Origin of the sequence: Marinobacter sp. (genome assembly GCF_041687235.1) — a bacterium.
GTDB lineage: Bacteria > Pseudomonadota > Gammaproteobacteria > Pseudomonadales > Oleiphilaceae > Marinobacter.
The window spans coordinates 142,944-168,908 of the sequence record NZ_JAWLCH010000001.1 but is presented as its reverse complement, the minus strand read 5'-3'; the positions used below and the strand labels follow the sequence as shown (position 1 = coordinate 168,908).

Annotated in this window: 20 protein-coding genes; 13 read left to right on the top strand and 7 right to left on the bottom strand. The window is 59.8% G+C overall.

Annotated elements, in window-relative coordinates:
- Window positions 1–29: 29 nt before the first annotated feature.
- Window positions 30–662 (bottom strand): TetR family transcriptional regulator, encoded by a 633-nt coding sequence (locus tag ACESMK_RS00735; RefSeq protein WP_372995409.1) that lies wholly within the window; start codon window positions 660–662, stop codon window positions 30–32.
- Window positions 663–1,144: 482 nt separating this feature from the next.
- Here ACESMK_RS00735 and ACESMK_RS00730 point away from each other — a divergent pair, with 482 nt between their 5' ends.
- The 7 genes from ACESMK_RS00730 (at window position 1,145) to ACESMK_RS00700 (ending at window position 13,220) form a co-directional block, all read left to right on the top strand.
- Window positions 1,145–2,728 carry a flavin-containing monooxygenase gene (locus tag ACESMK_RS00730; RefSeq protein ID WP_372994280.1) on the top strand — a complete coding sequence of 528 codons (1,584 nt, stop codon included), beginning with the start codon at window positions 1,145–1,147 and terminating at the stop codon, window positions 2,726–2,728.
- 116 nt (window positions 2,729–2,844) lie between these two features.
- Window positions 2,845–3,906 (top strand): putative zinc-binding metallopeptidase, encoded by a 1,062-nt coding sequence (locus tag ACESMK_RS00725; RefSeq protein WP_372994279.1) that lies wholly within the window; start codon window positions 2,845–2,847, stop codon window positions 3,904–3,906.
- A 14-nt stretch (window positions 3,907–3,920) separates the two neighbouring features.
- Window positions 3,921–5,381 carry a circularly permuted type 2 ATP-grasp protein gene (locus ACESMK_RS00720; protein ID WP_372994277.1) on the top strand — a complete coding sequence of 487 codons (1,461 nt, stop codon included), beginning with the start codon at window positions 3,921–3,923 and terminating at the stop codon, window positions 5,379–5,381.
- Between the two features lies 1 nt (window position 5,382).
- Window positions 5,383–6,321 (top strand): alpha-E domain-containing protein, encoded by a 939-nt coding sequence (locus tag ACESMK_RS00715; protein ID WP_372994275.1) that lies wholly within the window; start codon window positions 5,383–5,385, stop codon window positions 6,319–6,321.
- A 35-nt stretch (window positions 6,322–6,356) separates the two neighbouring features.
- On the top strand, window positions 6,357–9,659 hold the full coding sequence (locus ACESMK_RS00710; protein ID WP_372994273.1) for a DUF2126 domain-containing protein: 3,303 nt from the start codon (window positions 6,357–6,359) through the stop codon (window positions 9,657–9,659).
- An 89-nt stretch (window positions 9,660–9,748) separates the two neighbouring features.
- The gene (locus ACESMK_RS00705; RefSeq protein ID WP_372994271.1) at window positions 9,749–12,253 is read left to right on the top strand and encodes a circularly permuted type 2 ATP-grasp protein; all 2,505 of its coding nucleotides are present in this window, start codon (window positions 9,749–9,751) and stop codon (window positions 12,251–12,253) included.
- A gap of 10 nt (window positions 12,254–12,263) precedes the next feature.
- Complete coding sequence (locus ACESMK_RS00700; protein WP_372994269.1) at window positions 12,264–13,220, top strand: transglutaminase N-terminal domain-containing protein; 957 nt, start codon at window positions 12,264–12,266, stop codon at window positions 13,218–13,220.
- A gap of 21 nt (window positions 13,221–13,241) precedes the next feature.
- Here the strand turns inward: ACESMK_RS00700 and ACESMK_RS00695 are convergent, their stop codons facing one another.
- On the bottom strand, window positions 13,242–14,138 hold the full coding sequence (locus tag ACESMK_RS00695; RefSeq protein WP_372994267.1) for an alpha/beta hydrolase: 897 nt from the start codon (window positions 14,136–14,138) through the stop codon (window positions 13,242–13,244).
- A gap of 112 nt (window positions 14,139–14,250) precedes the next feature.
- On the opposite strand from ACESMK_RS00695, the gene ACESMK_RS00690 reads away from it, so the two are divergent.
- The 4 genes from ACESMK_RS00690 (at window position 14,251) to ACESMK_RS00675 (ending at window position 17,206) form a co-directional block, all read left to right on the top strand.
- The gene (locus tag ACESMK_RS00690; RefSeq protein WP_372994265.1) at window positions 14,251–15,255 is read left to right on the top strand and encodes a GlxA family transcriptional regulator; all 1,005 of its coding nucleotides are present in this window, start codon (window positions 14,251–14,253) and stop codon (window positions 15,253–15,255) included.
- 93 nt (window positions 15,256–15,348) lie between these two features.
- Complete coding sequence (locus tag ACESMK_RS00685) at window positions 15,349–15,972, top strand: MarC family protein (protein WP_372994263.1); 624 nt, start codon at window positions 15,349–15,351, stop codon at window positions 15,970–15,972.
- Window positions 15,973–16,008: 36 nt separating this feature from the next.
- On the top strand, window positions 16,009–16,593 hold the full coding sequence (locus tag ACESMK_RS00680; RefSeq protein ID WP_372994261.1) for a gamma-glutamylcyclotransferase: 585 nt from the start codon (window positions 16,009–16,011) through the stop codon (window positions 16,591–16,593).
- Window positions 16,594–16,744: 151 nt separating this feature from the next.
- Window positions 16,745–17,206 (top strand): hypothetical protein, encoded by a 462-nt coding sequence (locus tag ACESMK_RS00675; protein WP_372994259.1) that lies wholly within the window; start codon window positions 16,745–16,747, stop codon window positions 17,204–17,206.
- Here ACESMK_RS00675 and ACESMK_RS00670 read toward each other — a convergent pair.
- Entirely contained in the window at window positions 17,176–18,114 is a 939-nt protein-coding gene (locus ACESMK_RS00670) for a DMT family transporter (RefSeq protein WP_372994257.1), read from the bottom strand. The genes ACESMK_RS00675 and ACESMK_RS00670 overlap by 31 nt on opposite strands.
- A 225-nt stretch (window positions 18,115–18,339) precedes the next feature.
- Here ACESMK_RS00670 and ACESMK_RS00665 point away from each other — a divergent pair, with 225 nt between their 5' ends.
- A complete protein-coding gene (locus tag ACESMK_RS00665; RefSeq protein ID WP_372994255.1) occupies window positions 18,340–19,296 on the top strand; it encodes a LysR substrate-binding domain-containing protein in 957 nt (318 codons plus the stop codon).
- Here the strand turns inward: ACESMK_RS00665 and tsaA are convergent.
- Together tsaA and ACESMK_RS00655 are read right to left on the bottom strand one after the other, a co-directional pair.
- Complete coding sequence (tsaA, locus tag ACESMK_RS00660; protein ID WP_372994253.1) at window positions 19,262–19,741, bottom strand: tRNA (N6-threonylcarbamoyladenosine(37)-N6)-methyltransferase TrmO; 480 nt, start codon at window positions 19,739–19,741, stop codon at window positions 19,262–19,264. The two genes, ACESMK_RS00665 and tsaA, sit on opposite strands and share 35 nt — an antisense overlap.
- Window positions 19,742–19,756: 15 nt before the next feature.
- Window positions 19,757–22,264 (bottom strand): acyl-CoA dehydrogenase, encoded by a 2,508-nt coding sequence (locus ACESMK_RS00655; protein ID WP_372994251.1) that lies wholly within the window; start codon window positions 22,262–22,264, stop codon window positions 19,757–19,759.
- Window positions 22,265–22,484: 220 nt separating this feature from the next.
- On the opposite strand from ACESMK_RS00655, the gene ACESMK_RS00650 reads away from it, so the two are divergent.
- Window positions 22,485–24,128, top strand: a complete 1,644-nt coding sequence (locus tag ACESMK_RS00650) for a methyl-accepting chemotaxis protein (RefSeq protein ID WP_372994249.1) — start codon at window positions 22,485–22,487, stop codon at window positions 24,126–24,128.
- On the opposite strand, the gene ACESMK_RS00645 is transcribed toward ACESMK_RS00650, so the two are convergent.
- Window positions 24,118–25,008 carry a prenyltransferase gene (locus tag ACESMK_RS00645; RefSeq protein ID WP_372994247.1) on the bottom strand — a complete coding sequence of 297 codons (891 nt, stop codon included), beginning with the start codon at window positions 25,006–25,008 and terminating at the stop codon, window positions 24,118–24,120. The two genes, ACESMK_RS00650 and ACESMK_RS00645, sit on opposite strands and share 11 nt — an antisense overlap.
- Window positions 25,009–25,051: 43 nt before the next feature.
- Window positions 25,052–25,939 carry an AEC family transporter gene (locus ACESMK_RS00640; protein ID WP_372994245.1) on the bottom strand — a complete coding sequence of 296 codons (888 nt, stop codon included), beginning with the start codon at window positions 25,937–25,939 and terminating at the stop codon, window positions 25,052–25,054.
- Between the last annotated feature and the right edge of the window lie 26 nt (window positions 25,940–25,965).

Genomic DNA, 25,965 nt, shown 5'->3' with positions numbered 1-25,965 from the left:
GCCCGGAAAGCGGACTTATCGGAGGTATATTAGCTCTGCCTCAGGGCGAGGCGTTCGACTTCCGTTTGCGACAGGTGATCAAGCATCGCACCCCGGAACTGCCGGTTGATGAAGTGTTCGGTTTCGGTCTGGATGGTTTCCCGCTGGGCGGGTTTCTCGATGTAATCCATGGCCCGGAACAGGATGTAGCAAATGGTCATGCGGGAGATTTCATGAATGGTCTCGGGTGGCACGGCGCTCACCAGTTGCCGCTCGATAATGTCTTCCGCCATTTCCCGGGCGCTGGCTTCAAGCTGCGATTCCAGGGCCCGGCGCAGTATCGGTGAGGGGCCGTGGAGTTCCCGCACGGCCACCGTCGTTGCCGCCGGATTGGCCAGGAAATAGTGGTACACAAACGCCACCGTATCCCGCGACGCCTGTTCGGAAGAATCCGCCATCTGGCGCAAGTCCCGGACTCCGGCTTTCATCTCCTCTGCAATGTAACCCAGTACCTGTAGCCCGAACTCATCCAGGCTCTTGAAGTGCCGGTAAAACGTGTTCGGATTCAGCCCCGCTTCCCGGGCAAGCTCCCGCAGTCCCAGCGACGTCAGGCTCCGGGTTTCGGTAATCAGCCGCAGTGCGGCCTGAATGAGTTTCAGCTTTCCCCCGGTTATTGCGTTCACTTTGTCCTCTGTCTTTGGTGGAGGTGCCGCGTTGGCGGGCGTTCCGAAAACCGCTGTGAATACGTCCCTGTACGCTTGCTCTCCGCCATCCATGGCTCCGAGCATTTTCGGAACGCCCACCAACACGGCCCCCGGGCAATGGCAAAGGCCTGTCAGATACAAACCAATGTTTAAGGGCGGGCTTGCATGAGTCTGCCGGTCGTTTGTGGGAAGGGCTTCCAAAACTGTCTCTCGCCATGGATGGCGAGAGCCAAGCGTCACAGGGATGTGCCGCAAGGAGCGTGTTTTGGAAGCCCTTCCCACAAATGACCAGCCCCCAGCCAGAGCCCGCCGCGGAGGCCAACGATCAGTCACCTGAGGCCAATCACCCAACCAAGAGTATACGGTTGTATACCAACCTGTGTATACATGTGTCTACCGGTCATCATGACCAACTGGACAACAACAGACAAGGCCAGGCGGGCCAACGTAGGAGTGCAGCAATGAAACAGAACACACAGATCGCCATCATCGGCACCGGCTTCTCCGGCCTGGGCATGGCCATCAAACTCAAGGAAGCCGGCTACAACGACTTCGTGATCCTGGAGCAGAGTGACGACATTGGCGGCACCTGGCACCAGAACCACTACCCGGGGTGTGCCTGTGATGTGCAGTCTGCACTCTACTCCTTCTCCTTCGAGCAGAACCCGAACTGGAGCCGGATGTACGCCCAACAGCATGAGATCAAGGCCTACCTGAAGCACTGCGCCGAGAAGTACGGGCTGATGAATCACATCCGGCTGAACACCCATGTGGCCGGAGCGCGATTTGACGAGAACCGCCAGCGGTGGACCCTTGAGACCTGTGAAAGCCCGGCGCTGTGGGCGTACATGCAGGAGAAGGGCGTGAAGCCGGGAGACCGGTTGGATCGCACCGATAATAGCCTGCCGGAATTCAACACGTTGAGGGCGGATATCCTTGTTTCCGGGATGGGAGGCTTGAGCACCCCGGCCTATCCAGAGATCAAAGGGATCCAATCCTTCACGGGCAAGCGTTTTCATTCCCAGGACTGGGACCACGACTACGACCTGCGCGGCAAGCGGGTGGCGGTGATCGGTACCGGCGCCTCGGCCATCCAGTTTGTTCCGGAGGTGGCGAAGCAGGCGGCACGGGTAGACCTGTACCAGCGCACGCCGCCGTGGATCATGCCCAAGCCGGATCGGGCCATCAGGCCGTTGGAAAAGCGGCTGTTCCGGATGTTCCCGCAAACACTCAATGCCTTCCGTCAGAGTATCTATTGGTCCCTCGAGGCGCGGGTGCTGGGCTTTGTGGGTAACCCCCGTATTCTGAAGCTTGGTGAACTGCAGGCCCGCCGGCATATTCGCAACCAGATTCCGGACAAGGCGCTGCGCAGGAAGGTCACCCCGGATTTCCACTTCGGCTGCAAGCGGGTGCTGATTTCCAACAACTACTATCCGGCGCTGGCACAGGATCATGTGGAGGTTGTGACCGAGGGTATCCGTGAGGTGCAGGGCAACACCGTGATTGATGCCCAGGGTAACGAGCGGCAGGTGGATTGCATCATCTACGGCACCGGTTTCCGGGCCCAGGACCCGATCCCCGCAGGCATGATCTTTGGGCGAAATGGTCAGGAACTGCTGGACGCCTGGAAAGACGGCGCTGAGGCCTACAAAGGCACCACCGTCAGTGGCTTTCCGAACTTCTTCATGCTGATGGGACCGAACACCGGTCTTGGCCACAGCTCCATGGTGTATATGATCGAAAGTCAGATCCAGTATGTGCTGGATGCCCTCCAACAGATGCGCCAACAGCAATGGAGCAGCATGGAAGTGAAGCCGGACGCCCAGAGCCTCTACAACGCGTCCATTCATGCCAAGCTGGGTGATTCGGTTTGGCAAACCGGTTGCAAGAGCTGGTACGTCAACGAAAACGGCAGGAACACCACCCTCTGGCCGGGTTTTACCTGGCAGTTCCGGCACCAGACACGGCGCTTCGACGCAGAGCAGTACCTGTGTAAAGGCGCCAGTGACAGCGTTGCCGAGAGTGAGCCTGCCATAGCCGTCTAGCACCGGATCAGCGGGGGCATGCAGCCGGGTTTTAACGGTGGATAAGTTGCGTTTTGCCCCGGATGGCCGATACTTGAGGTAACGGTCTTGCCGGTATCGGCCAAGGATGTCCCCCAATGAAGCTGTTTCACTGCGGCCGATGCGCCAACCTGCTGTATTTTGAAAACAGTCGTTGTACTAATTGCGGGTCTGGTCTGGGCTTTGCGCCCGATGTTATGGACTTGCTGGCTATCGAGCCAAAGGATAATGACACCTGGGCGGCCGTCGCCCAGGGAGACCTGTACCGGCTTTGTTGTAACTATCAGAACCAGCGCGCCTGCAACTGGCTGGTGACGGCTTCCGATCGACACGCCTTCTGCGTTGCTTGCCGACTCAACCGCACCATTCCCGACCTGAGCACCTTCCGGAACCACGATCTGTGGGTGCGGCTGGAGAAAGAGAAACGTCGCCTGGTCTATTCACTGCTGCGCCTGAAGCTGCCTTGCGAGCCCCGGCAGGAAGACCAATACGGCCTGAACTTCGATTTTCTGGCCGACCAGCCGGCCATGTTTGATGAGCGGGCGAAGGTAAAAACCGGCCACGCAAATGGCGTGATCACCATGAACATTTCCGAGGCCGACCCGGTGGAACGGGAGCGGATGCGAAGCCAGATGGCCGAGCCCTATCGCACTGTTTTGGGGCATTTCCGCCACGAATCCGGTCATTATTACTGGGATCTCCTGGTGCGGTCCGGGCCATGGCTTGGGCCGGTTCGGGAGATGTTTGGTGACGACACGAGGGACTACAGACAGGCTATGGACCAGCATTACCAGTACGGCCCGCCCGGTGACTGGCAGAGCTGGTACATCAGCGCCTATGCCAGCAGCCACGCCTGGGAAGACTGGGCAGAAACCTGGGCACACTACCTGCATATGGTGGATACATTAGAAACAGCCTGGCAGTTCGGGATGCGCGTGAACGCCCGACAGAGCCCGGTAATGAACAGCGAACCAGACCCTGCGTTCGATCCCTACCAGGCCGACGATTTCGATGCCCTGATCAAACACTGGTTGCCCCTGACACTTGCGCTCAACAGCCTGAACCGAAGCATGGGGCATGAGGACGCCTACCCCTTTGTGCTCGCGGCTCCGGTGGTGAAGAAGCTCCGCCTGGTACACCGAATAGCTCACGGTGGTTAACGAAAGGACCCCAAATGAAAAAGAACAAATCGATTGACTGGAAAAACTACGACCCGAATGACTTCTACGATGAATTGATTGCCGCCAAGGGGCGTCCCCGGGCGGCAGCCACTGCGATAACCGATTATCTGGGCAATTTGGGGTCCGAGGAGATCCAGGCGCGGCAGCAGGCTGCTGAATTGGCCATATTGGAGATGGGAATCAGCTTCACCATCTACAGCGAGGGCGAGAATATCGACCGAGCCTGGCCCTTCGACATCATTCCCCGGGTGATCTCGCTCCGGGAGTGGGAAACCATCGAGCAGGGCCTGGCGCAGCGCCTGACGGCCCTCAACATGTTCATCAACGACATCTATAACGACCAGAACATCGTCAAGGACAAGGTCATCCCCAAGTACGTGTTCGCCAACTCCAAGAATTTCCGCGAGCAGTGCCGGGGATTTACGCCGCCACTGGGAGTCTGGGCGCACATCTGCGGATCGGATCTGGTGCGGGACAAAGACGGCACCGTGTATGTCCTTGAGGATAACCTGCGGGTTCCCTCTGGTGTCTCCTATATGCTGGAGAACCGCCAGCTGACCAAGCGGGTATTCCCGGAGCTGTTCGATAACACCAGCATCCTGCCGGTGGATGACTACACCAACCAGCTGTTCGACATGCTGGCGTCGATTTCGCCCCGGCCACAGGACCATCCGAAAATTGCGGTGCTGACGCCCGGTATTTTCAACTCCGCCTATTTCGAGCACTCCTTCCTGGCCCAGCGGATGGGCGCCGAGCTGGTGGAGGGTGCCGATCTGGTGGTTGGTGAGGATGATTGTGTCTACATGCGCACGGTTGAGGGTCTGGAACGTGTGGATGTGATCTACCGTCGCATTGATGACGATTTCCTGGACCCGGAGGAGTTCCGCGCCGACTCTACCCTCGGCGTACCGGGCCTGATGCGGGCCTGGCGCAACGGCAAGGTTGGCCTGGCCAATGCACCTGGGGCCGGCGTGGCCGACGACAAGGTCATCTACGCGTTCGTTCCGGACATGATTCGCTATTACCTGGACGAGGAGCCCATCATCCCGAACGTGCCCACCTGGATGTGTGTGAACAAGCAGGACCAGGAGTATGTTCTCGAACACCTTGATGAACTGGTGGTCAAACCGGCGAACGAGTCCGGGGGCTACGGCATGCTGGTTGGGCCGCATTCCACCAAGAAGCAACGCACCGAGTTTGCCCGGCTGATCAAGAAGAACCCGCGCAACTACATCGCCCAACCGACCCTCAACCTGTCCGTGGCACCGACCCTGTGCGACGAGGGCCTGGCGCCCCGTCATCTGGATCTGCGGCCCTTCGTGCTGCAGGGCGTCAGAACCTACGTAACGGCCGGAGGACTTACACGGGTGGCGATGCGAAAAGGCTCCCTGGTGGTGAATTCTTCCCAGGGCGGTGGAAGCAAGGATACCTGGATCGTGGACGAGGAGAACTGATGTGCTGTCACGTGTAGCGGAACGACTGTACTGGATGGCCAGATACCTTGAACGGGCCGAGAACAACGCCCGGATGATCATGGCCTTCAATTCCCTGGCCCTGGATATGCCGCGGGAAACGCAACTGTCCTGGAAGAGTCTGGTAGCGGTTACCGGAATGGAAGCCCTGTTCGATCAGCACCATCAGAAGGCAGATGAGCGCAATTGTGTGAAGTTTCTGATGGCCGATGGTTACAACCCGAGTTCCATCGCCTCCTGCATCAAGGCGGCCCGGGAGAATGTACGCACCACCCGTGACCAGATACCGACGGACGCCTGGGAGGTGATCAACGAGCTCTACCGGTACATTCTGGAGCATATAGACCAGGGGATCGGTAAACGGGCGAGGTACGAATTTCTGAACGAGATTGTGGGCCGCTGTCAGATGCTCAATGGCCTGCTGGCCGGGTGTATGAGCCACGATGCCGGGTACGACTTTATCCGGGTCGGGCGCAACCTTGAACGGGCGGACATGGCCACGCGGCAGATCGAAGTCGGCGCCCTGCAGTTCCTGGATGGCTGGGACGGCACCGAAACCTACGGCGGGCTGTTGTGGACCAGTGTGCTGCGCTATCAGAGTGCTTTCCAGATGTACCGTCACAACGTGCGGCGCAAGGTCAGCGGGCCGCTGGTTATTCGCTTCCTGCTGCAGAACGAGCCGTTTCCACGATCGGTGCTGCACAGCCTCAGCGAAGTGGCGGGCGCCCTGGGCCGCCTGCCGAGGAACGAGATCCCGTTACGCACCGCGTTACAGGCTGTACGCCACACCCGCGAGGGCGACGTGGATGCGCTGATCCGCAAGGAAGACGTGATCCTGTTCCTGGAAAACCTGCAACTGGAAATCGGTGAGCTTCACGAAGATATTGCAGAGACCTGGTTTCCTGTCTACGAGACAGCCTGAAACTCCCAATTTTATTCGCCTGCGAGATAGGTTCCATGTCGATTCACGTTGCGCTTAGTCATACCACCCACTATCGCTACGAGCGCCCGATCACCCTGGGGCCGCAGATCGTTCGTCTGCGCCCCTGTCCGCACGCGCGAACCCGCATTCTCAGTTACTCGCTGAAGGTGGAACCAGAAGGCTATTTCCTTAACTGGCAACAGGACCCGCAGGCCAATTATCTGGCCCGTCTGGTGTTCCCTGAAAAAACGGGCGAGCTGAAGATCACGGTGGACCTTGTGGCCGAGATGGCCGTGATCAACCCGTTTGATTTCTTCCTGGAACCCCGGGCGGAGACCATTCCGTTCGACTACGAGGAATGGCAGACGGCAGAGCTTGCCCCCTATTTGCAGAAATTGCCGGAGACACCGGAGTTCCGGAAGTGGATGGCCTCCATCGACCGCACGGAAACGCCAAGTGTGGATTTCCTGGTGAGTGTGAACCAGAGCCTTGCCGACCGGATCGACTACCTGATCCGGATGGAGCCTGGTGTACAGACCCCGGAACAGACCCTGAAAAAAGGGTCCGGCTCCTGTCGGGATTCCACATGGTTGCTGGTCCAGACGCTCCGGCACCTTGGGCTGGCGGCGCGGTTCGTATCCGGTTACCTGATTCAGCTGAAAGCGGATCAGAAAGCACTGGATGGCCCGTCTGGTGCAGAGGAGGATTTTACCGATCTGCATGCCTGGTGTGAGGTCTTCCTGCCGGGTGCGGGTTGGGTCGGTCTGGACCCGACCTCTGGCCTGTTTGCCGGGGAAGGGCACATTCCGCTGGCCTGCAGTCCTGATCCGTCCTCGGCGGCGCCGATTACCGGCATGGTGGAGGAGTGTGGAGTCGAATTCGAGCACCAGATGAGCGTCCAGCGCATCTGGGAAGCACCCAGGGTGACTAAACCCTACACCGAGGAGCAGTGGCAACGCATTGTCGGGCTGGGCCATGACGTGGACCAGCGTTTGACGGATCTGGATGTACGTCTGACCCAGGGTGGTGAACCCACATTCGTGGCGAATCATGACCGGGACGAACCGGAGTGGAACACCGAGGCGATGGGCCCGACCAAGCGCAAGAAGGCCATTGAGCTCTATCACCGGATGCGGGACCGGTATGGTGCTGGCGGGCTGGTGCACTTCGGCCAGGGTAAGTGGTATCCGGGAGAGCCGCTGCCCCGTTGGTCTCTGAACTGTTTCTGGCGCAAGGATGGCGAGCCCATCTGGCACGATGAGCGCTGGCTGGCGGATGAACGCGCCGCGGGCAAGGCAACCCCGGAAGCGGCCCGCCGGTTTCTCCAGGGATTGGCGAAACAGTTGGGCGTTGATGAAGAACAGCTGTTCCCAGCATTTGAGGATGCCTTTTATTACCTGTGGCGGGAACGCCGGTTGCCGGTCAACGTCGATCCTTTTGATGCCAAACTCGAGAATGCCCTGGAGCGGAAGCAGCTCCAGCAGATTTTCAGCCGGGGTCTGGATGAGCCCGTTGGCTACGTGCTCCCTCTACGTATCTCTGAAAAGGAACAGGCGTGGGAGACGGGCCCCTGGTTCCTGCGCAGCGAGCGCTGCTACCTGATTCCGGGCGGCTCTCCCATGGGCCACCGTCTGCCCCTGGATAGCCAGCCCTGGGTGGAAGAAGCCGATTACCCCTGGATACACGAGCAGGACCCCTTCGCCCCCCGTGGCCCGTTGCCCGCCAGCGAGGAGATCCGGCAATGGAACAGCCGGGGACAGACCGGGCAGGCATCGCCGGAACTGGAGCCGCCGAAAAAAGGCAAGTCGGCACCCGAGATTGTCCGCACCGCCCTCTGTGTGGAGCCCCGGGATGGCATTCTCCGTGTTTTCATGCCGCCGCTGGAGGAGCTTGAGCCCTACCTGGCATTGGTGTCAGCCATCGAGAAAACCGCTGCCACTCTCCGGCAACCGGTCTTGCTGGAGGGCTACGAGCCACCCTCGGACCACCGGATCACCCATTTTCGGATCACCCCGGACCCGGGTGTCATTGAAGTGAATGTGCAGCCGGTGCGGACTTGGGATGAAATGGTGGAGCAGACCGAATCCCTTTACGCCGACGCCTACGAATGCCGGCTCACCTCCGAGAAATTCATGATGGACGGCCGTCATACCGGCACCGGTGGCGGCAACCATTTCGTGCTGGGCGCCCAGAAGGCAGAGGATTCGCCCTTCCTGCGACGTCCAGACCTGTTGCGAAGTCTGATCAGCTACTGGCATAACCACCCCAGCCTGTCCTACCTGTTCTCCGGCCTGTTCATCGGCCCCAGTTCCCAGGCGCCGAGAATCGATGAAGCTCGTAACGATCACGTGTTCGAGATGGAGCTGGCCTTCAGGGAAATGGAGCGGTTGTGCCCGGTGGGCAAAAAGGTCGCGCCCTGGGTGGTGGACCGGCTGCTCCGGGATCTGCTCACGGATGTGACCGGCAATACCCACCGGGCGGAGTTCTGTATCGACAAGCTTTATTCCCCGGACGGCCCCGGTGGCCGCCATGGGTTGCTGGAATTGCGGGCCTTCGAGATGCCGCCCCATGCCCGGATGAGCCTGACCCAGCAACTGCTGTTGCGTGCACTGGTGGCCCGATTCTGGGAACAACCCTACAAGCCTTCCGGACTGGTTCGCTGGGGCACCGAACTGCACGACAGGTTCCTGCTGCCGCACTACGTCTGGCAGGACTTCGAGGACGTCATCGACGATATGAAGGCCCAGGGCTACCCGCTCGAGAGCCAGTGGTTCGCGCCCCATTTTGAATTCCGTTTCCCCCGGATCGGCGACTACCAGGTCAAAGGCATAACCCTTGAGCTGCGCTCGGCCCTGGAGCCCTGGCACGTCACCGGTGAGCACGGTGCGATTGGCGGCACGGCCCGCTATGTGGATTCGTCACTGGAGCGCTTGCAGGTAAAAGTGCGTGGTGCTGCCCCGGATCGGTACCAGATCACCTGCAATAAAGTGCCTTTGCCTCTGCAGGCCACCGGAATGGTCGGGGAATTCGTTGCCGGCGTGCGCTACCGGGCCTGGCAGCCTTCCCAGTGCATGCATCCGACCATTGGTGTGGATGGCCCGCTGGTGTTCGATATCGTGGATACCTGGAACGAACGCAGCCTCGGTGGTTGCGAGTATCACGTAACCCACCCCGGTGGCCGGAATTTCGAGACGTTGCCGGTGAATTCGTTCGAGGCGGAAGGCCGGCGTATGGCGCGTTTCTTCCGGATGGGTCACAGCTCCGGACAACAACCCCTGCGGCCGGTTCCGGAGCATCGGGAGTTCCCGTTCACCCTGGATCTGCGATATCACAAATAACACGCGGGAACTTACCGTTTGATACTGGCCCGGGAGACTGCAAAGCGGCTATGCTTCCAGCTCACTGACCAATGGAGCCTGAATTCACGGTGGCGAAGCAGCATGCAGTAATTGACATCCTCCGCCAGTACCACCCGGTGCCGGATCGGTTTGATGAGCTTGGCTCCATTGGCTCCGGACCGAAGTCCCATTGGCGGCCATTGCTGCAGCAGCTCAACCTTGAGTCGGTGGACAGTCTCAATATCAGGGCTCAGGCTGTCGCCAACGCGATCGCCGAAGACGGTGTCACTTATAACGTTTATGAGGACCCTCTTGGAGATTCCCGCCCCTGGGAAGTCGATCTACTGCCGCTGGTGCTGGGCGCTGATGAGTGGCAGTGGCTGTCCAAAGCGGTGGCTCAACGGGCAGAGCTGCTGGACCGCGTTCTGGCCGATCTGTATGGCGAACAGTCGCTGCTAAAAGAAGGTTTCATGCCTCCGGCCCTGGTCTATGGGCAGGCCGGGTTCCAGTGGCCCTGCCAGGGGATTGAGCCCGCCGGCGGCCGCTTCCTTCACCTGTACGCCGTGGATCTGGCGCGGGCGCCGGACGGCGGCTGGTGGGTGATGGCGGACCGCACCCAGGCGCCTTCCGGAGCGGGCTACGCCCTGCAGAATAGGCTGGTGATTTCCCGGGCTTTTCCGGCGCCATTCCACAACCTGCCGGTGACCAACCTTGCGGAATTCTTCCAGGGATTCCAGAGCAGCCTGGCGGGCATGTCGCCAGTCGGAGCCGAGTCGCCGCTTTGTGTGCTCTTAACACCCGGCCGTTTCAATGAAACCTATTTCGAACATGTCTTCCTTGCCCGTTACCTTGGGTTGCCGTTAGTTGAAGGGCAGGATCTGACCGTACGGGACGACACGGTCTACCTGAAAACGCTCCAGGGCTTGCGTCGGGTGCACGCCATTTATCGCCGGCTGGACGATGGCTTCTGTGATCCGTTGGAGCTGCGCGCCGATTCCGTACTTGGCATTCCCGGGCTGCTGGGGGCGGTGCGGGCAGGCAAGGTGCTGATGGCGAATGCGTTGGGCTCAGGTGTGCTGGAGAGTGCCGCGTTGTTCGGTTTCCTGCCGGAGATCTCGAAGAAACTACTGGGCTCGCCACTGGTGATGCCGTCGGTAGCCTCGTGGTGGTGCGGAGAAAAACCGGCCCTGGACTACGTGTTAAAGCACCTGGACGAACTGGTCATCAAACCGGCATTCGCGAGCATGCGAATGGAGCCGGTGTTTGGCTATCAGGTGAAGGGCGCGGAGCGGGACGCCCTGATCAAGAAGATGCACGCCCATCCCCATGCCTTTGTGGGGCAGGAGCTGGTGCACCTTTCCCAGGCGCCGGTCTGGAAAGGTGAGCGGGAGCAGCCGTTGGCAACCCGGTCCATTGGCCTGCGGCTGTTCGCTGCGGCTACCCCCTCCGGCTGGCGGGTTATGCCCGGGGGGTTGACCCGGGTAGCGATGGACGAGGGTGTGGAGGTTATCTCTATGCAGCGGGGTGGCTTGTCGAAGGATACCTGGGTACAGGCCCGCTACACCGCACCTTCCACATCGCTGATCAAGAAGCGGTTGCAGGTGTCTGATCTGCTCGATGGTGAGAGAGATACGCCCTCGAGGGTTGGTGAAAACCTGTTCTGGATGGGCCGGCACTCGGAGCGGGCCGAGGGAACCGCGCGGCTATTACGGGCGGCCTTCAACCGCTTGTCGGGCCACGATCAGGCCAGTGAGGAAGCCCTGTTGGGGCTGCAGCAGGCAGCCGAGCATTTCGGGACGCTGCCGGAAACGGAAGAGGATGCGGTGCCGGAGCCGCTTCCCGGAATGTTGCTCAGGGCGGTCAGCGATCTGAAGTTTCCGGGCTCGATCGCGTCCATTCTTCAGGCCTTGTTGTTCAATGCCAGCCAGGTCCGTGACCGGCTTTCCGCCGACAACTGGCACACGCTCAATCGGGTGGGCAAGCCCCTGAGCCCGGCGCCAACCACCCCGGACCAGTCGATCCGGGCGTTGAATCTGGTGTTGCTGGACTGCATCTCGCTGGCCGGCTTTGCGATGGATGATATCACCCGGGATGCCAGCTGGGTTTTCCTGGTGATCGGTCGGCGTCTGGAGCGCCTTGCCAATCTCTGTACCCTGATCTGCGTGCCCTTGTTCAGTGACCGGTTCAGCCGTCATGCCATGCTTGAGTGGCTGCTGGAAGTGGCCAACTCGGAAGTAACCTACCGCACCCGATACCGTAGGACACCGGAGCTTCTTGGGGTACTCCATACCCTGGTGATAGACGCGAGTAACCCCCATTCGGTGATGTTCCAGCTGCGGCAGCTGCAGAAAGATCTGCCGGAGATGGGCCTGAAAACCGGACAATTGTTTCCCCCGGATCTGGGCGAGTCGCTCCAGCGGCTGCAAGCGGTTGATTTGCATCCGTTTGAGCGAAAACGCCCGGACAAAGCCTGTGAGGCATTAGCGGAGCTGTTGTGCGACATCCGTTCCGAGGCCTATCGTGTATCGGATGAAATCCAACGGCAGTCTTTTATTCACACCCGGTATTCCGACCGGCCGGTGAAACCGGATTGAGGCGTCTTTCATGACATTTGTCCGTTACCATGTGCGTCATGAGACCCTCTACCAGTACGATCAGGTGGTGGGGGAGTCCCATCATTTGCTGAGACTTACGCCACGGGAGCTTCCCTGGCAGAGGAATCTTGAGCATCACCTGGCAATCTCTCCGGAACCTTCGGCGAGGCGTTCTTTCCTCGATTGCTTTGGTAACCGGATTACCAAGATTCATTTCACCGCCGACCACGAGTACCTCGAGATCATCAGCGAGTTCTGGGTGGAGCTGCGTGATCGTCCGAAACCCTCGGCATCCGCTGCAAAAGTCCCCTGGGAAACGGTGCGCGACCGCCTGCGGTACCGGGCAGACAGGAAGTTCCCGCCGGACCATCTTCAGGCCACGGCGTTCCGGTTTGTCTCCACCAATGTGCCCATTGATTCGCAGTACGCTGCCTATGCCCGGGAGGCCTTTCTTCCCGGCCGGCCCCTGGTGGAGGCGGCGGACGCCCTGATGCGGATGATTCATCGCGACTTCCGCTTCGATGCGACGGCGACCGAAACCTTCACTCCGGTCGAGCAGGCGTTCAAAGCTCGGCGCGGGGTCTGCCAGGATTTCTCCCACATCATGATTGCCTGCCTGCGCTCGGTGGGCCTGGCCGCCCGTTACATGAGTGGCTATATCCTCACCCATCCGCCCGAGGGCAAGGAGCGATTGGTCGGAGCGGATGCCACCCATGCCTGGGTGGCTGTGTTCGTGCCGGATTTTGGCTGGCTGGAGCTGGATCCCACCAATGCCCTGAGGCCGGATCTGGAACACATCACCCTTGGCTGGGGCAGGGACTTCTCCGATATCACGCCGATGCGGGGCGTGCTGCTCGGCGGTGGCGATCATGAACCGGAGATTGCGGTCACCGTGGTGCCCGAGGAGGAGTTCGCCTCGCTCTACGCCGATGGCGAAACCTACCTGGAAGAACTCTCACCAGGATGACCGCGGCTTTCTGCTAAGGCATCACGCCCGGCCCAGACCTTGCAACACCGTTTCCATGACCATGGGACTTGAGAGAATCCGATGATGGCCAAGACCACTGGTGCGCAGAAGATCTGCCTTGGCCCAGGTGTCAGCCACACGTTGGCTCTCTTCCGGTAAAATGGACGTGTCGGTGTCGTCAATGGCAACCAGGCCGGACTGGTTCAGCCCGCGGCACAGGGTCTCGAGATTCAGCTTCTCCCAAATGGAGGGGCCGAACCGGTCTTCCATGAGTTCCAGGTGAACGGCCAGTACTTCAGGGCTGAGGGCCAGCTGCCTGCCAAGGTTCTCCATAGCGGCCTTCAGGCTGACCGGTGGTGCCAGCATGGCCAGGTAGCCGGTGTGAAGCCCGTTGGTGATGGCCCGCGCTGCTGCGATACATCCGAGGGAATGCGCCAGTACACCTCGGACACCGCCCACGCTGGCAGACACGTGAGCTGTCACGTCTGCCATTTCGAGCAGATCTGTGCTCTCCCCCTGGGCCCGGCCATGGGCCGGGGCATCGAAGAGAACCACCCGGTAACCGGCTTCAACCAGCGGTTCAATCCAGGCGCCGAACTGAACGCCCGCACCTCCCCAGCCATGGACCCCCAGAATCACCGGGCCTTCTCCCCAGGAATAGACGGGGATGGTTCGGGCGCCGTGTTGAAGCTGGGTATAGCCGTCGGTGTTGTCCAGCCAGTGCTCGTAGCGAACGGGCAGAGACAGACGGGACGGCCTGAAGGCCATACGGTTCACCAGTTTTCCGGCCTTTTGCGGTGATACCCGGGCATAGAGTTGCAGCGCCAGACGAGTCGCGGAAAGCCCCGCAGTGGCGGGTTTCCCGGATTGGCTTGAGTGGCGTGGAATTTGTGTCTGTGTATTCAGTTGTGAGGTCATGGAGAAAGTCCTTCTTCGTGCTGTGGTGGATGACAGTTTCAGGTTAGGGCTTGCCGGCTGTCAGCAGGAGTGTCATATTTGACATATAAAGTGCGGAAAGGGCCATTTCCCCATGATGAATATTGCCATCGTTGCCTTGCCTGACTGCCATGCTTCCGGTGTACACGGTGTGATGGATTTCTTCACAGTGGCGAACTATTGCGCTCGCTTACCCGGCGTCCGCAGTGATCCCCTGTTCAACTGTCAGGTGGTGACCGTAGATAATCAGCCGGTCCGTGGTTACAGCGGTGCTCTGGTAACGCCAACGGTCTGTCGTGAAAGCTTCCGGCCAGACCTGATTGTGGTTGGCTCGTCCGTAGAAGCTGCTGTCAGCGCGGAGCTTTTGGAACGAACCCTGGCGCCAGCCATACCTCTGTATGGCTGGCTAAGGGAGGCCTTTGAGCAGGGTGTTGTGGTGGCAAGCGTGTGCACGGGCAGTTTTGTGCTTGCGGAGGCTGGCTTGCTGGGCGATCAGGTGGCCACCACACACTGGCGGGCAGCACCGCTTTTTCGCGGCCGTTACCCGGATATTCGGCTGGATGAAGATCAACTGCTGGTGGATAACGGCCAGATTATCTGTGCCGGTGGTGCGACGGCGTTTGTGGATCTGTGCCTTTACCTGGTGGAACGTTTTGCCTCTCCTTCCGTCGCCCTGGCCTGTAGCAAGATGCTGGTTCTGGATGGTCGCCGGGTGGAACAGACACCGTATATGGCCTTCTATAGCCGGAAGGCTCACCAGGATGATGCCATACGCAAGGCTCAAACCTGGCTGGAACATCATTACTCCGACCCGGTCAGCATTGATGATGTTGCCGATGTCGCCGGCTTGGGTACGCGTACCTTCAAGCGCCGGTTCAAGGAGGCGACCGGGGAAACGCCCATCGGCTATCTCCAGCATCTGCGAATTGAAGCCGCCAAACACAAACTGGAATCCAGCCGTGAGCAGACCGCCCGCATTATCTGGAGCGTGGGCTATGAGGATGCCAGCTCGTTCCGGCGTTTATTCAAGCGAACGGTGGGCTGCACAATGGAACAGTATCGTAAGCGCTTCAGTTATGTGACACCGTTGGCCGTGTGATTCGAAGAGCCGTCATACGTCCACTTCCTTACGGCAGAAAACGTGGTAGCAAGCTATGCTTGCCCGCTTTCATTGACCGCTGGACTACCCGGAATGCTTGAAACCTTTTTCTCCACCTACATCAGCAGCACCATTCGCTTCTTGTTCCTTTTGGCGCCGTTTTTCGTGGTGACCATGTTCCTGGCGCTGACCCGAGGCCTGCCGGCAACCGAGAAGACATCAATTATCCGCCGTGCCTGTGTTTCGGCGTTTATGATGGGCGTGATTCTGTTCTTTGCCGGCCCGCTGCTGTTCAGTGCCATTGGAATCACGCTTAATTCTTTCAGGATCGGTGCCGGTAGTCTGCTGTTTCTGACCGCCATCAGCCTGGTAACCAGTGGCACCCGCAATCACGCCACCGGTCTGCCCGATGAAGATCGCGATGACATTGCTGTTGTGCCTCTGGCCATTCCGGTGATGATTGGCCCGGCCACCATTGGTGCGATCATGGTGTACGGTGCCGAACTCAACCGGGTATCCGAAGTGGCCGGCGGGCTCCTGGGGCTGGTATCGAGCCTGTTGATCCTGGCGGTACTGCTGCATCTGTCAGGCTACCTTGAGAAGGTGCTGGGCAAGACTGGCCTGAACATCCTGTCCAAGATCAGTGGTCTGATACTCTCGGCCATGGCGGCTGAAATCGTGCTGACGGGCATTGCGGGTTTTATTGCGTCCACCTAGAGTATTCCCCGTTCCGTTTTTGCAGCAGGGTGTCTGATGTCTGCCAATACCATTGAGCACAATCGCAAACGATACGATTTCGCCGGCGTTGAGTCGGTCTGGCTGTTTGGCTATGGTTCCCTGATCTACAAGGTCGATTTTCCCTTTCTGGAGCAGCGCCCGGCGTCGATTCGGGGCTGGGAGCGTCGGTTCTGGCAGGGTTCTCATGATCACCGGGGAACCCCCGAGTCGCCGGGCCGGGTGGTCACCCTGATAGAGAAGCCGGATGCTGTCTGCAAGGGCATGGCGTTCCGGGTGTCGCCCAGTGTGTTCGAACATCTGGATGTCCGGGAAAAGAACGGCTATCTGCGCCTGAGCACCAGGCTCACCTTCGACGATGGCAGCCATGCCGAGGGCCTGGTTTACATTGCCACCGAAGACAACGAGGCCTTCCTCGGCCATGCGCCGGATGCGGATATTGCCCGCCAGATCGCCTCTGCTTCGGGCCCCAGCGGTCCCAATGCCGAGTATCTGTTGAGGCTGGCGGAATCCCTCCGTGCGCTTGGTGCAGAGTGCCCACACACCTTTGCCATTGAATCCCACCTGAAGTCTGCCTCTGAAAACGACACGCTTGCCCGCTAGAACGTCAAGCAGACCGGGCGTTTCGTAAAGATCCTGCAAAGCCCGCTTCGGGGCGCTGACATTCTCTCCCGGTTCGATAATCTGGGTTCAGAGGCATCCGGCACTGGGTCCGGATGCGAGATCTGTCTCTGAACAGAACGGGAGAATCATCATGAAGCGATTGTTGATCGGAAGCCTGATAACGGCGTTCCTGATGGTGTCTGCTCCGGTGATGGCTGATGATGAACGCCGGGGTCAGGGTTGGCAAAAGCACCATGAACGGGGCAAAGCCTTACCTCCGGGTCATGAGAAAAAGTTCCTGCAGGCCCATTACCGCGACAGCCATTACGATCGGCGCCATCACAAGCCCCGGCACTACAAGCAGCATAAGTGGGACCGCAAGCACCACAATCGTTATGATCGCCACCGCTACCATGGTGACAAGCGCAAATGGGGCAAAAAACATAAGCGCGATGTCTATCGCGACAGGCATGACCGCCGGCGTGACTGGCATCGCCACCATTCAGGCCATTACCGCATCGAACTGGGCTATGGTGACGGATTGCCGCCGGAGACCAGGATCGGTCGGATCATCCACGACACTCACGTGCTGATTGATTCTTCCCGGCACTGAGTGAAGCGCCCCGGTTCCGGAGCACCTGTTGTTTCCGGGGCCGGATTAAAGCCCCTGGCAGGTCCCTTGCGCCGGTGCTTCAGGCCAATCAGCAGCAGGGGTACGACAATCATCAGGCTGCCGGCCAGGAACCAGAGGTCAGGCACTTCCCCGAACCAGATCCAGCCAATCCCCACGGCCCAGATCAGACCGGTGTATTCAGCGCTGGTGACCTGGTTGGCGTCCACCTGGCGGTAGGCCAGCAATACGGTGATGTTGTAGCCCAGAATGAACAGGGCCGAGCCCATGGCGCCGATCAGGATGCCCGAATCCCATTGTGCGCCTTCCCACCAGGCCAGGGCCCCGGCCGCTGGCAGAATCAGCAGGTAATTGAGGAAAAGCTTGTGCACGGTGCTCTGCTGCTTTGGCAGTTTCCGGACCAGCACGGCGTTGATGGCCAGGGCAAAGGCCGAGCCAAGGGCTGCCACGGCCGCCCAGTTGAATTCCACTGGCCGTAGAATGAGCACGATCCCGGCAAAGCCGCTGAAGACGGCGGTGACGCTCAGGGGTGTCAGCTTTTCCCGGAACAGGAATACCGAGAGCACCATCACCAGGATGGGCGCGGCATAGAAGACGGCGTTGGCGGTTGCCAGCGGCAGGTTACCCAGGGCGATCACCATGCACAGGAGGCCGGCCAGGTGGATGTGGGCCCGGAAGGTGTGGATTTTTAGTCCGGCGAACAGGTTTTTCCGGTCCAGTTGCCCGGCCAGTGGTAGCAGTAGGCCCAGGGTGATCAGGCAGCGCAGAAACGCAAACTGAAATACGGGTGCGCCGGGCTCCAGGAGTTTGATGAACACGTCAGAGATCAACGCCATGGCGTTGCCGATCACCAGCAGCAGGATGGCGCTGTTTACGGTTTTTCCTGACATGTTTTTCTCCTTTGGTTTTCAAGCTCTGGTGCAAGAGCAAATCGTGTGGCTCCCTCCGAAAACCGCTGTGAATACGTCCCTGTACGCTTGCGCTCCGCCATCCATGGCGGAGAGCATTTTCGGAGGGAGCCACACAATCTGCTCCCGTAACATGGAGGGCAGTCTAAGCGGGTGTTAATATCCGATAAAATGATCATTATTCACTACCTATTAGAAAAATAGATAATGAAACTGCCACCCCTGAAAGCCCTGCCCGTATTCGAAGCCGTTGCCCGTCTCAACAGCTTTTCCCTCGCTGCCGATGAGTTGGCGGTGAGCCAGAGCGCCGTGAGCCACCAGATCAAACAGCTGGAAACCTACCTTGGGGAGCAGCTGTTCTGGCGCAGTGGCCGGACGCTGTCGCTGACCGATGAGGGACGGCAGTACCTGGATGCGGTCAGTTCAGCGCTGTTGCAGATCGAACGGGCCAGTGAGCAGTTGTTGGGGCATGAGGAGGCCCGGCTGCGGTTGTCGGTGTTCAGTTCGTTTGCAGTGCGCTGGCTGGTGCCACGGTTGCCGTATCTGCAGCGGCTGCATCCCCAGCTGGATCTGGCGCTCGAGATGAGCAGTGGGAACCCGGTGTTGTCGGACCGGGTGGCGGATTGTTTTATTACCATTAGCACTGACGTGCCTGCTTTCAGCTATGACAAGCTGTATGAGGAGCGGCTGTTTCCGGTGTGCAGTCAGGATTACTGGAAGCGTATGCGTCGCGAGCTGGGGCGGGATGATCAGCCGGAGCAGCGGGATGAGGCGCCGTTGTCGCCGGAGGAGCTGGCCCGGTTTCCGTTGTTGTCGACCCACAGTATTTTCGACCGTGCCACCGGGGACTGGCAGGCGTGGTTTGAAGCGGCGGGCGAGCGCCTGCCGGGTGCTGTTCGGGTGCAGCATTTCAGCCATATGCTGCTGGCGCTTGAGGCGGCTCGGTTCCATCAGGGGGTGGCCCTGACCAATGACTACATGCTGAGTACGCGCCGGGATTCGGAAGATTTTGTGCGGCTTCCGACCCATTCGGTGATGACCGGTGACACCTTCTATTTTGCCTGGAAAACCAGCCGGCGGCAGGAGCGGGGGATCCAGACGCTTCGGCGCTGGTTGGTGGATGAGGCCATCAGGAGCCGGCTTTTGGCGGCGCCTTCGGGCTGAAGGCGCAGCGGTCCGGTTTTATGTCCAGTAGTGGCGTGCCGTCCAGACAGTCCAGGCCGCGCACGATCAGTGTTCCCTTTTCGACGCGAACCAGTTTGATCATGGACGTGCCAATTGGATTGGGCCGAACCGGGGAGCGCAGGGCAAAGGTGCCGAAGGTCTGGCCGTCGCTTCTGGGGCTTTGCCGGACCAGATCGCGGCGGCTCTGGTCCAGCCAGTAGAGCACTTCGATGGTGTCGTAATCTTCGAGCCCCGCCAGCGCGTCGTGCCAGACAGGATCCAGAACCAGCTGGCATTCCGGGCCGTCCAGGTCGCCCTGGCGCGGGCAATCCTTGCGATCGCGCCAAGGGGTCCGGATGGTACCGATGAAACGCAACGTGGCATCAGAGGCCGGTTCGAGTTCGACGGCCTCCTCGTTGGGGCGCAAATCGCCAGGGTCGGTCATAGGTTGAGCTGCGCCCTATTTTTCTTCTCTTGGCGGACGTTCGACCACCTTGCGCTTGCCTTTGGCGCACCGTGACAGCGCTTTCAGACCATCGGCATCGAAGGCATCCACACGAATAACATCGTAGAGAGCTTCCAGAGCTTCGAGCAGCTTGTCGCACTCCTCTTTTTTCACGATGCCCTGGTCACAGGCCCAGTCCACCAGTTCCTTGCGCTCATGGCCCATCAGCAATGCAATGCCGTCCAATTCGTCCTCATCGCGGTTGCGAATGGCCTCATGCAGCCGGCTGCGCATCTCTGCCGTTTCGTTGGCCAGCTTGTAGGCATTGAGTACCCGTCCCAGCGGATCCTCCGGATCCATGGTGGTGTAGGCACCGCGGCTGATGCGCTGGCGCACCGGGGTGTCCTTGACGATGGATTCCGCGACCTTCGCGCCCAGCTTGTCATCGGGGCCGTTGAGGCCGGTGGCTCCGAGCGGGAACACCAGCAGACGCAGGGGCCAGCGCAGGGCCGGCACCGGGAAGTTGATGATCGCCTCGCGCATGGAGCCCTGCAGGTCGTGCAGGCAGGTCTTCAGACACCATTCCACCAACGGCCGCTGGTCATCCGGGTAACCCTCTTCATGCCATTGCTTGATCACGGCTGTGGCGTAGTACAGCTGAACCAGGCAGTCGGCCATGCGGCCGGAGAGCCGTTGGCGGGCCTTCAGGCCGCCACCGACCGTGAGCAGGGTGACATCGGTCATCAGGGCGAAAGCCGCCGAGAACCGCGCCAGCTGTCGGTAACAGGGTTTGATATCGCCTTGACGTGGTACCGATTCGATCCAGCCCCGGGTAAGGCCCAGCAATAAGGCACGTAAAGCGTTGCGGGTGGTGTGGGCCAGATGGCGGTAGAAGATGGCGTCGAATTTCTTCGCTGCCTTGTCTTCATCCTCCATACCAGCCGCTTCGATCTCCTCAACAATAAACGGATGGCAGCGGATAGACCCCTGGCCGAAGATCATCAGGCTGCGGGTGAGAATGTTGGCGCCTTCCACAGTGATGCCGATGGGCACCGCCTGGTAGGCCCGGGCCAGGAAGTTACGGGGACCGGTGATGACGCCACGGCCGGCGACTACGTCCATGGCGTGGTTGATCACTTCCCGCATGAGGTCGGTATTGCGATATTTCAGCACGGCGGACGGCACCGACGGCCTTACGCCACGGTCCAGCATGCCGGAGGTCAGCAGCCGGGCAGCGTCCATCATGTAGGTATAGCCGGCAATAGGTTCGAGGGCTTCCTGTACACCCTCAAACTGGCTGATGGATCGGCCGAACTGCTCCCGGGTGTAGGCATAGGAGCCGGTAGCAAGGCTGGCCACCTTGCCAGCTCCGGTGCCCAGGGCCGGCAGGGAAATGGAGCGGCCGATGGAGAGGCACTCCAGCAGCATGGTCCAGCCCTTGCCGAGCATGTCCTGGCCACCAATGACCTGATCCATGGGGATAAAGACATCGGTGCCCCAGGTTGGCCCGTTCATGAATACCGTGTTCATGGGCAGGTGCCTGGCCCCCGCGTTGACACCCTCAGTCTCCCGCGGCACCAGCACGCAGGTCACACCGATGTCATCGGTGTCGCCCAGCAGCTTTTCGGGGTCATAGACCTTGATGGCCAGGCCGATCAGTGTCGCTACTGGCGCGAGGGTAATGTAACGCTTGTTCCAGGTGACTTTCAGGCCCAGCACTTCCTTGCCGTTCCATTCACCTTTGCAGACGATGCCCTTGTCCGGAATGGCCCCGGCGTCGGAACCGGCCACCGGGGAGGTCAGGGCGAAACAGGGAATCTCATCACCACCGGCCAGCCTTGGCAGATAGTGCTGTTTCTGCTCATCGGTGCCGTAGTGCATCAGCAACTCACCAGGGCCGAGGGAGTTGGGCACCATGACTGTGACGGCGGCAGAGACACTGCGGGTGGAAATCTTCATCACGATTTCAGAATGGGCGGTGTTGGAGAAGCCGAGGCCACCGTCTTCTTTCGGAATCACCAGGCCGAAAAAGCCGTTTTCACGGATAAACTTCCAGACCTTGTCCGGCAGGTCGTACTGCTCATGGGTGATTTTCCAGTCATCCAGCATGGCGCAGAGTTTTTCCACCGGGCCGTCCAGGAAAGCCTGTTCCTCGCTGGTAAGGTGTGCCGGTTTTGCATCCAGCAGTTTGTTCCATTCCGGTTTGCCGGAGAAGAGCTCGCCGTCCCAGTCTACCGAGCCGGATTTGAGGGCTTCGGCTTCGGTGTCTGAGAGTTTGGGCAGGCGGCTGCGAACCCAGCCAAGCAGCGGCCGGCTGAGTTTGTCCAGGCGCAGGTCGCCGGGGATAACAAGGATCAGAGCCAGCGCCAGCAGAACACCCCCGCACAGTATGCTGAGCAGATGCCATTCATCCTGGAACAGACCCACGACGGTCGCAATGGACATTACCGCAGCGGCCGTGGTGCCGCCGATGCCCAGGTAGATCAGTGCCAGGGCACTGATCAGCAGGAGAAGTACACTCATGGGGAGACCTCCGTATCGTGAATGCAATCAGTCAGAATCTGCTTTAACCATCGGTCAAAGTGCCTGCAGTTGCAAGGGATCCCGGGCCGGGATGTAAAGATTGATTGCAGTAATGAAAAGTATTGTCAAAAAAGGAGGGTATGCGGGCTATTGATTGATCCAGACTGCCACTTTCGGAGAACACATAGGTTCATTTAATAAAAGCGTCTGGAGTCTATCCATGTTTGGCCAGCTCACCGTTGCGAAACGCCTAGCCCTTGGTTTTGGTCTGATCCTGTCACTGATGATTGCCATCAGTCTGATTGGTAACCAGCGGGTCGGTTTTATCGACAGGACCCTGACCGAGGTGGGTGATGGTGCCGCCGTCAAGCAGCGCTACGCCATTAATTTCAGGGGCAGTGTCCACGACCGGGCCATCGCCATTCGCGATGCGGTGCTGGTGGAAAATGATCGCGATCTGCAACGACACCTTCAGGATATTGAGCGTCTGAAGGCGTTCTACCGGGATTCTGCCGGCCCGATGGATACGATGTTTCGGGAAGAGGGGGCGAACGACCGGGAGAAGGAACTGTTATCGGCGATAAAAGAGATAGAGCGCAGAACCCTGGCACTGACCGATGAACTCCTGGAATTGCGCCTTGCTGGTAACGTTGATCAGGCGAGGGCTTTTCTGCTCAGCGATGTATCCAGCGCGTATTCTGAATGGCTCAAACGGGTGAACGCGTTTATCGATTACCAGGAAGATGTGGTAACCCGCGGTGTTGATGACGTGCGTGAGGCTGCGAGCACATTCAACGCGCTGAACCTGTCTGTCACGGGTCTCGCGGTGGTTCTGGGGGCCCTGGTGGCCCTGGTGATAATCCGCAGGTTGAAGAGGATTCTTGGGGGTGAGCCCGAGGATGTTGCCCGGGCCATTCGTCAGCTGGCCGATGGTGAGCTGGACCAGGAACTCCAGACCAGGTACCCGGATAGCGTGATGGGTGCGCTGCAGGACACTGTGGAGCGATTGGGCGGCATTATCCGGGAAGTGAGGTCTGCCGCAGAAGAGCTCTCTACTTCCTCTTCTGAACTTGAAAGCACTTCGGATAACAACAGCCGACAGATCCGTCTCCAGGCTACCGAGGCGGAGCAGATGGCCACCGCTGTTAATCAGATGGTTGCCACGGTGAATGAGGTCGCCGGTTTCGCGGCCAGCGCCGCAACTGCAACCCAGAAAGCCGACTCCGAAGTGGAGAGCGGGAATCGCGTGGTACAGGAAACCACAGCGTCCATCGGAGAGCTGGCGGAAACCCTGGAGCAGGCAACGCAAACGGTTCATCGGGTGTCTGAAGACAGCGCCAATATCGAGAAGATCATTGAAGTGATCAACGCCATTGCCGAGCAAACCAACCTGTTGGCGCTGAATGCAGCGATCGAAGCGGCCCGGGCGGGAACTCATGGCCGAGGATTCGCCGTAGTGGCCGACGAGGTACGGTCATTGGCCTCCAGGACCCAGGATTCGACCCGTGAGATCCAGGAGATGATCGGTAACCTGCAGACTGGCGCCGGCCAGGCCACCGAGGTAATGGAAAGCAGTCGGGAGCTTGCGCGCACGACCGTGGACAAGACCAGAGAGGCGGAGGCCGCCCTGGCAAGAATCCGCAGTGAGGTAGGCGCGATCAATGATATGAACGCCCAGATTGCCAGTGCCTCTGAAGAACAGAGCTCTGTTGCGGAAGAGGTCAACCGCAATATCAGCCGCATCCATGATGCCACCGTTGAGACCTCAGCGGGGTCGGAGCAGGTGGCTGGGGCCAGCCGTGATCTCGCGGTGCTTGCCGGACAGCTTCGTTCCCGAGTGAGTGTGTTCCGGTTTAAAGGCTGAGCCCGCAGATCAATAACGCCAGGGTCGCCAACAGCACCGCGACATTGACACCGAGAACGGCATTGAGATGTCGGGGGCACTCGAGAGCGCGCGGCAGCCTGGCGCTTACCCAGACGGCTGCCGGCAACGGTGCCAGAGCGAGAGCTGCCCAGGCTGGCAGCCAGCCGATCAGAATCGCGGAGATCAGAACGCCGTAACTGCCCAGCAACAAAACGCCCACCAGACCGGCGGCAGCTGGCTGGCCCAGTGTGATCACCAGATGCCGACGGCCGACTTTCCGGTCTGCCTCGGCATCGGGGATCTGATTGATCAGCAATAACTCGCTAACCATCAGAAGTCCAATGGCGGAAACGGCGAGGGCGGTTGCATCCAGCCGGGCCCCGAGGGCTATCAGGCTGCCCAGAATCATGACCGGACCGAACCCCAGCCCTGGTGCCAACAGGCAAATCACCGGTGAGCGGGTAATCCAGCGGGTGTAAGTCAGCACTAACACAACGCCGGCGGCGCCGAGCACCAGCATGGGCAGGCCCCGAAGCCAGAGAAAGTAGAGGCCGACGGCCACAACCAGCCCCAGGGTACCTAAAGCCGCCAATAACACGTGCCTTGCGGCGGAGGGAACCTCCGGTAATGCGCCACTTCCCCCGGAAAACGGCGTGCGGCGGGTGATCAGATCCAGCCCGGAAACAAAGTCTTCGTATTCGTTAAGCAGATTGACCGCAGCATGAGCCAGCAATGCCCCGATCAGGACCAGGAGGGTGTCGAGAAGGGCTGGTGGCTCGCCCTGGTGCCAGGCCACCGCGACGCCAAGGCCGGCACACAGTGGTGCGAGTACCAGAAAATTGGGGCGGGTGGCGCGTACCACTGCAATCGTTTCAGACATCGGGTCCTTCCTCGGCTCACAGAACGGGCAACGGGGTAGCTGATCAAACGTAACCGGCAGCGAACACCAGCCCGAGCACAACCGGCATCACCACGAGACTGCCCAGATTGCTCAATAATACCAGCGAGGCGACCTTGTGTGGCTCCTGGCGGTACTGTTCTGCCACCATGTAATTCAACACGGCCGGTGGCAGGGCCGCGAATACCCACAGCGCCGCTACCTGCATCCCTGGAAGGTCGAGAAGGGCGATCATCGGCCAGGCCAGTATCAGGCCGCTGGCGGGGCAGGCGATGGCACCCAGCATGCCGAGTTTCCAGTCGCTGAAATCCACATCAAGCATACGTACGCCCAGAGCGAACAGCATCAGGGGAATGCAGACACCGCCGAGCATGTTCAGGGTCTCCAGCAGCCACTCCGGCAGGGGCACACCCCCGAGGTTGACCGAGAGCCCGGCAATACTGGCAAACACGATGGGTAGCTTGAGGCGTTTGATGATGGAGGTATGCGGGTCAAGCATGTACAGACCCACCGAAAAATGCAGCAGCATTTCCACGATAAACAGCACAATGGCTGCCGGCAGCGCCGCATCGCCAAAGGCCAGGACCAGCAGCGGTATGCCCATGTTGCCGGAATTGTTGAACATCATCGGAGGCAGGAAGGTCTTCAGGTTCAGTTTCAGAGCCTTCGCCAACGGGTAGAGGACGATCCCCGAACCGAGCACCACCACGGTGGCGGCCAGCGCGAGCCGGGCATAATCCTGCAGCGGAGCCTGCTGGTCAGCGAGTACCGCAAAAACCAGCATGGGCACAAACAGCTCCATGTTGAGAACGTTCAGTCCCTGGATGTCTGGCGTCCGGTATCGCCCATAGAGGGCGCCGCATCCGGCGATCAGGAAAACCGGCAACATCGTGGACAGAATCTGGCCAATCATCGAACAGGCTCCGGGAAACGGTTAGG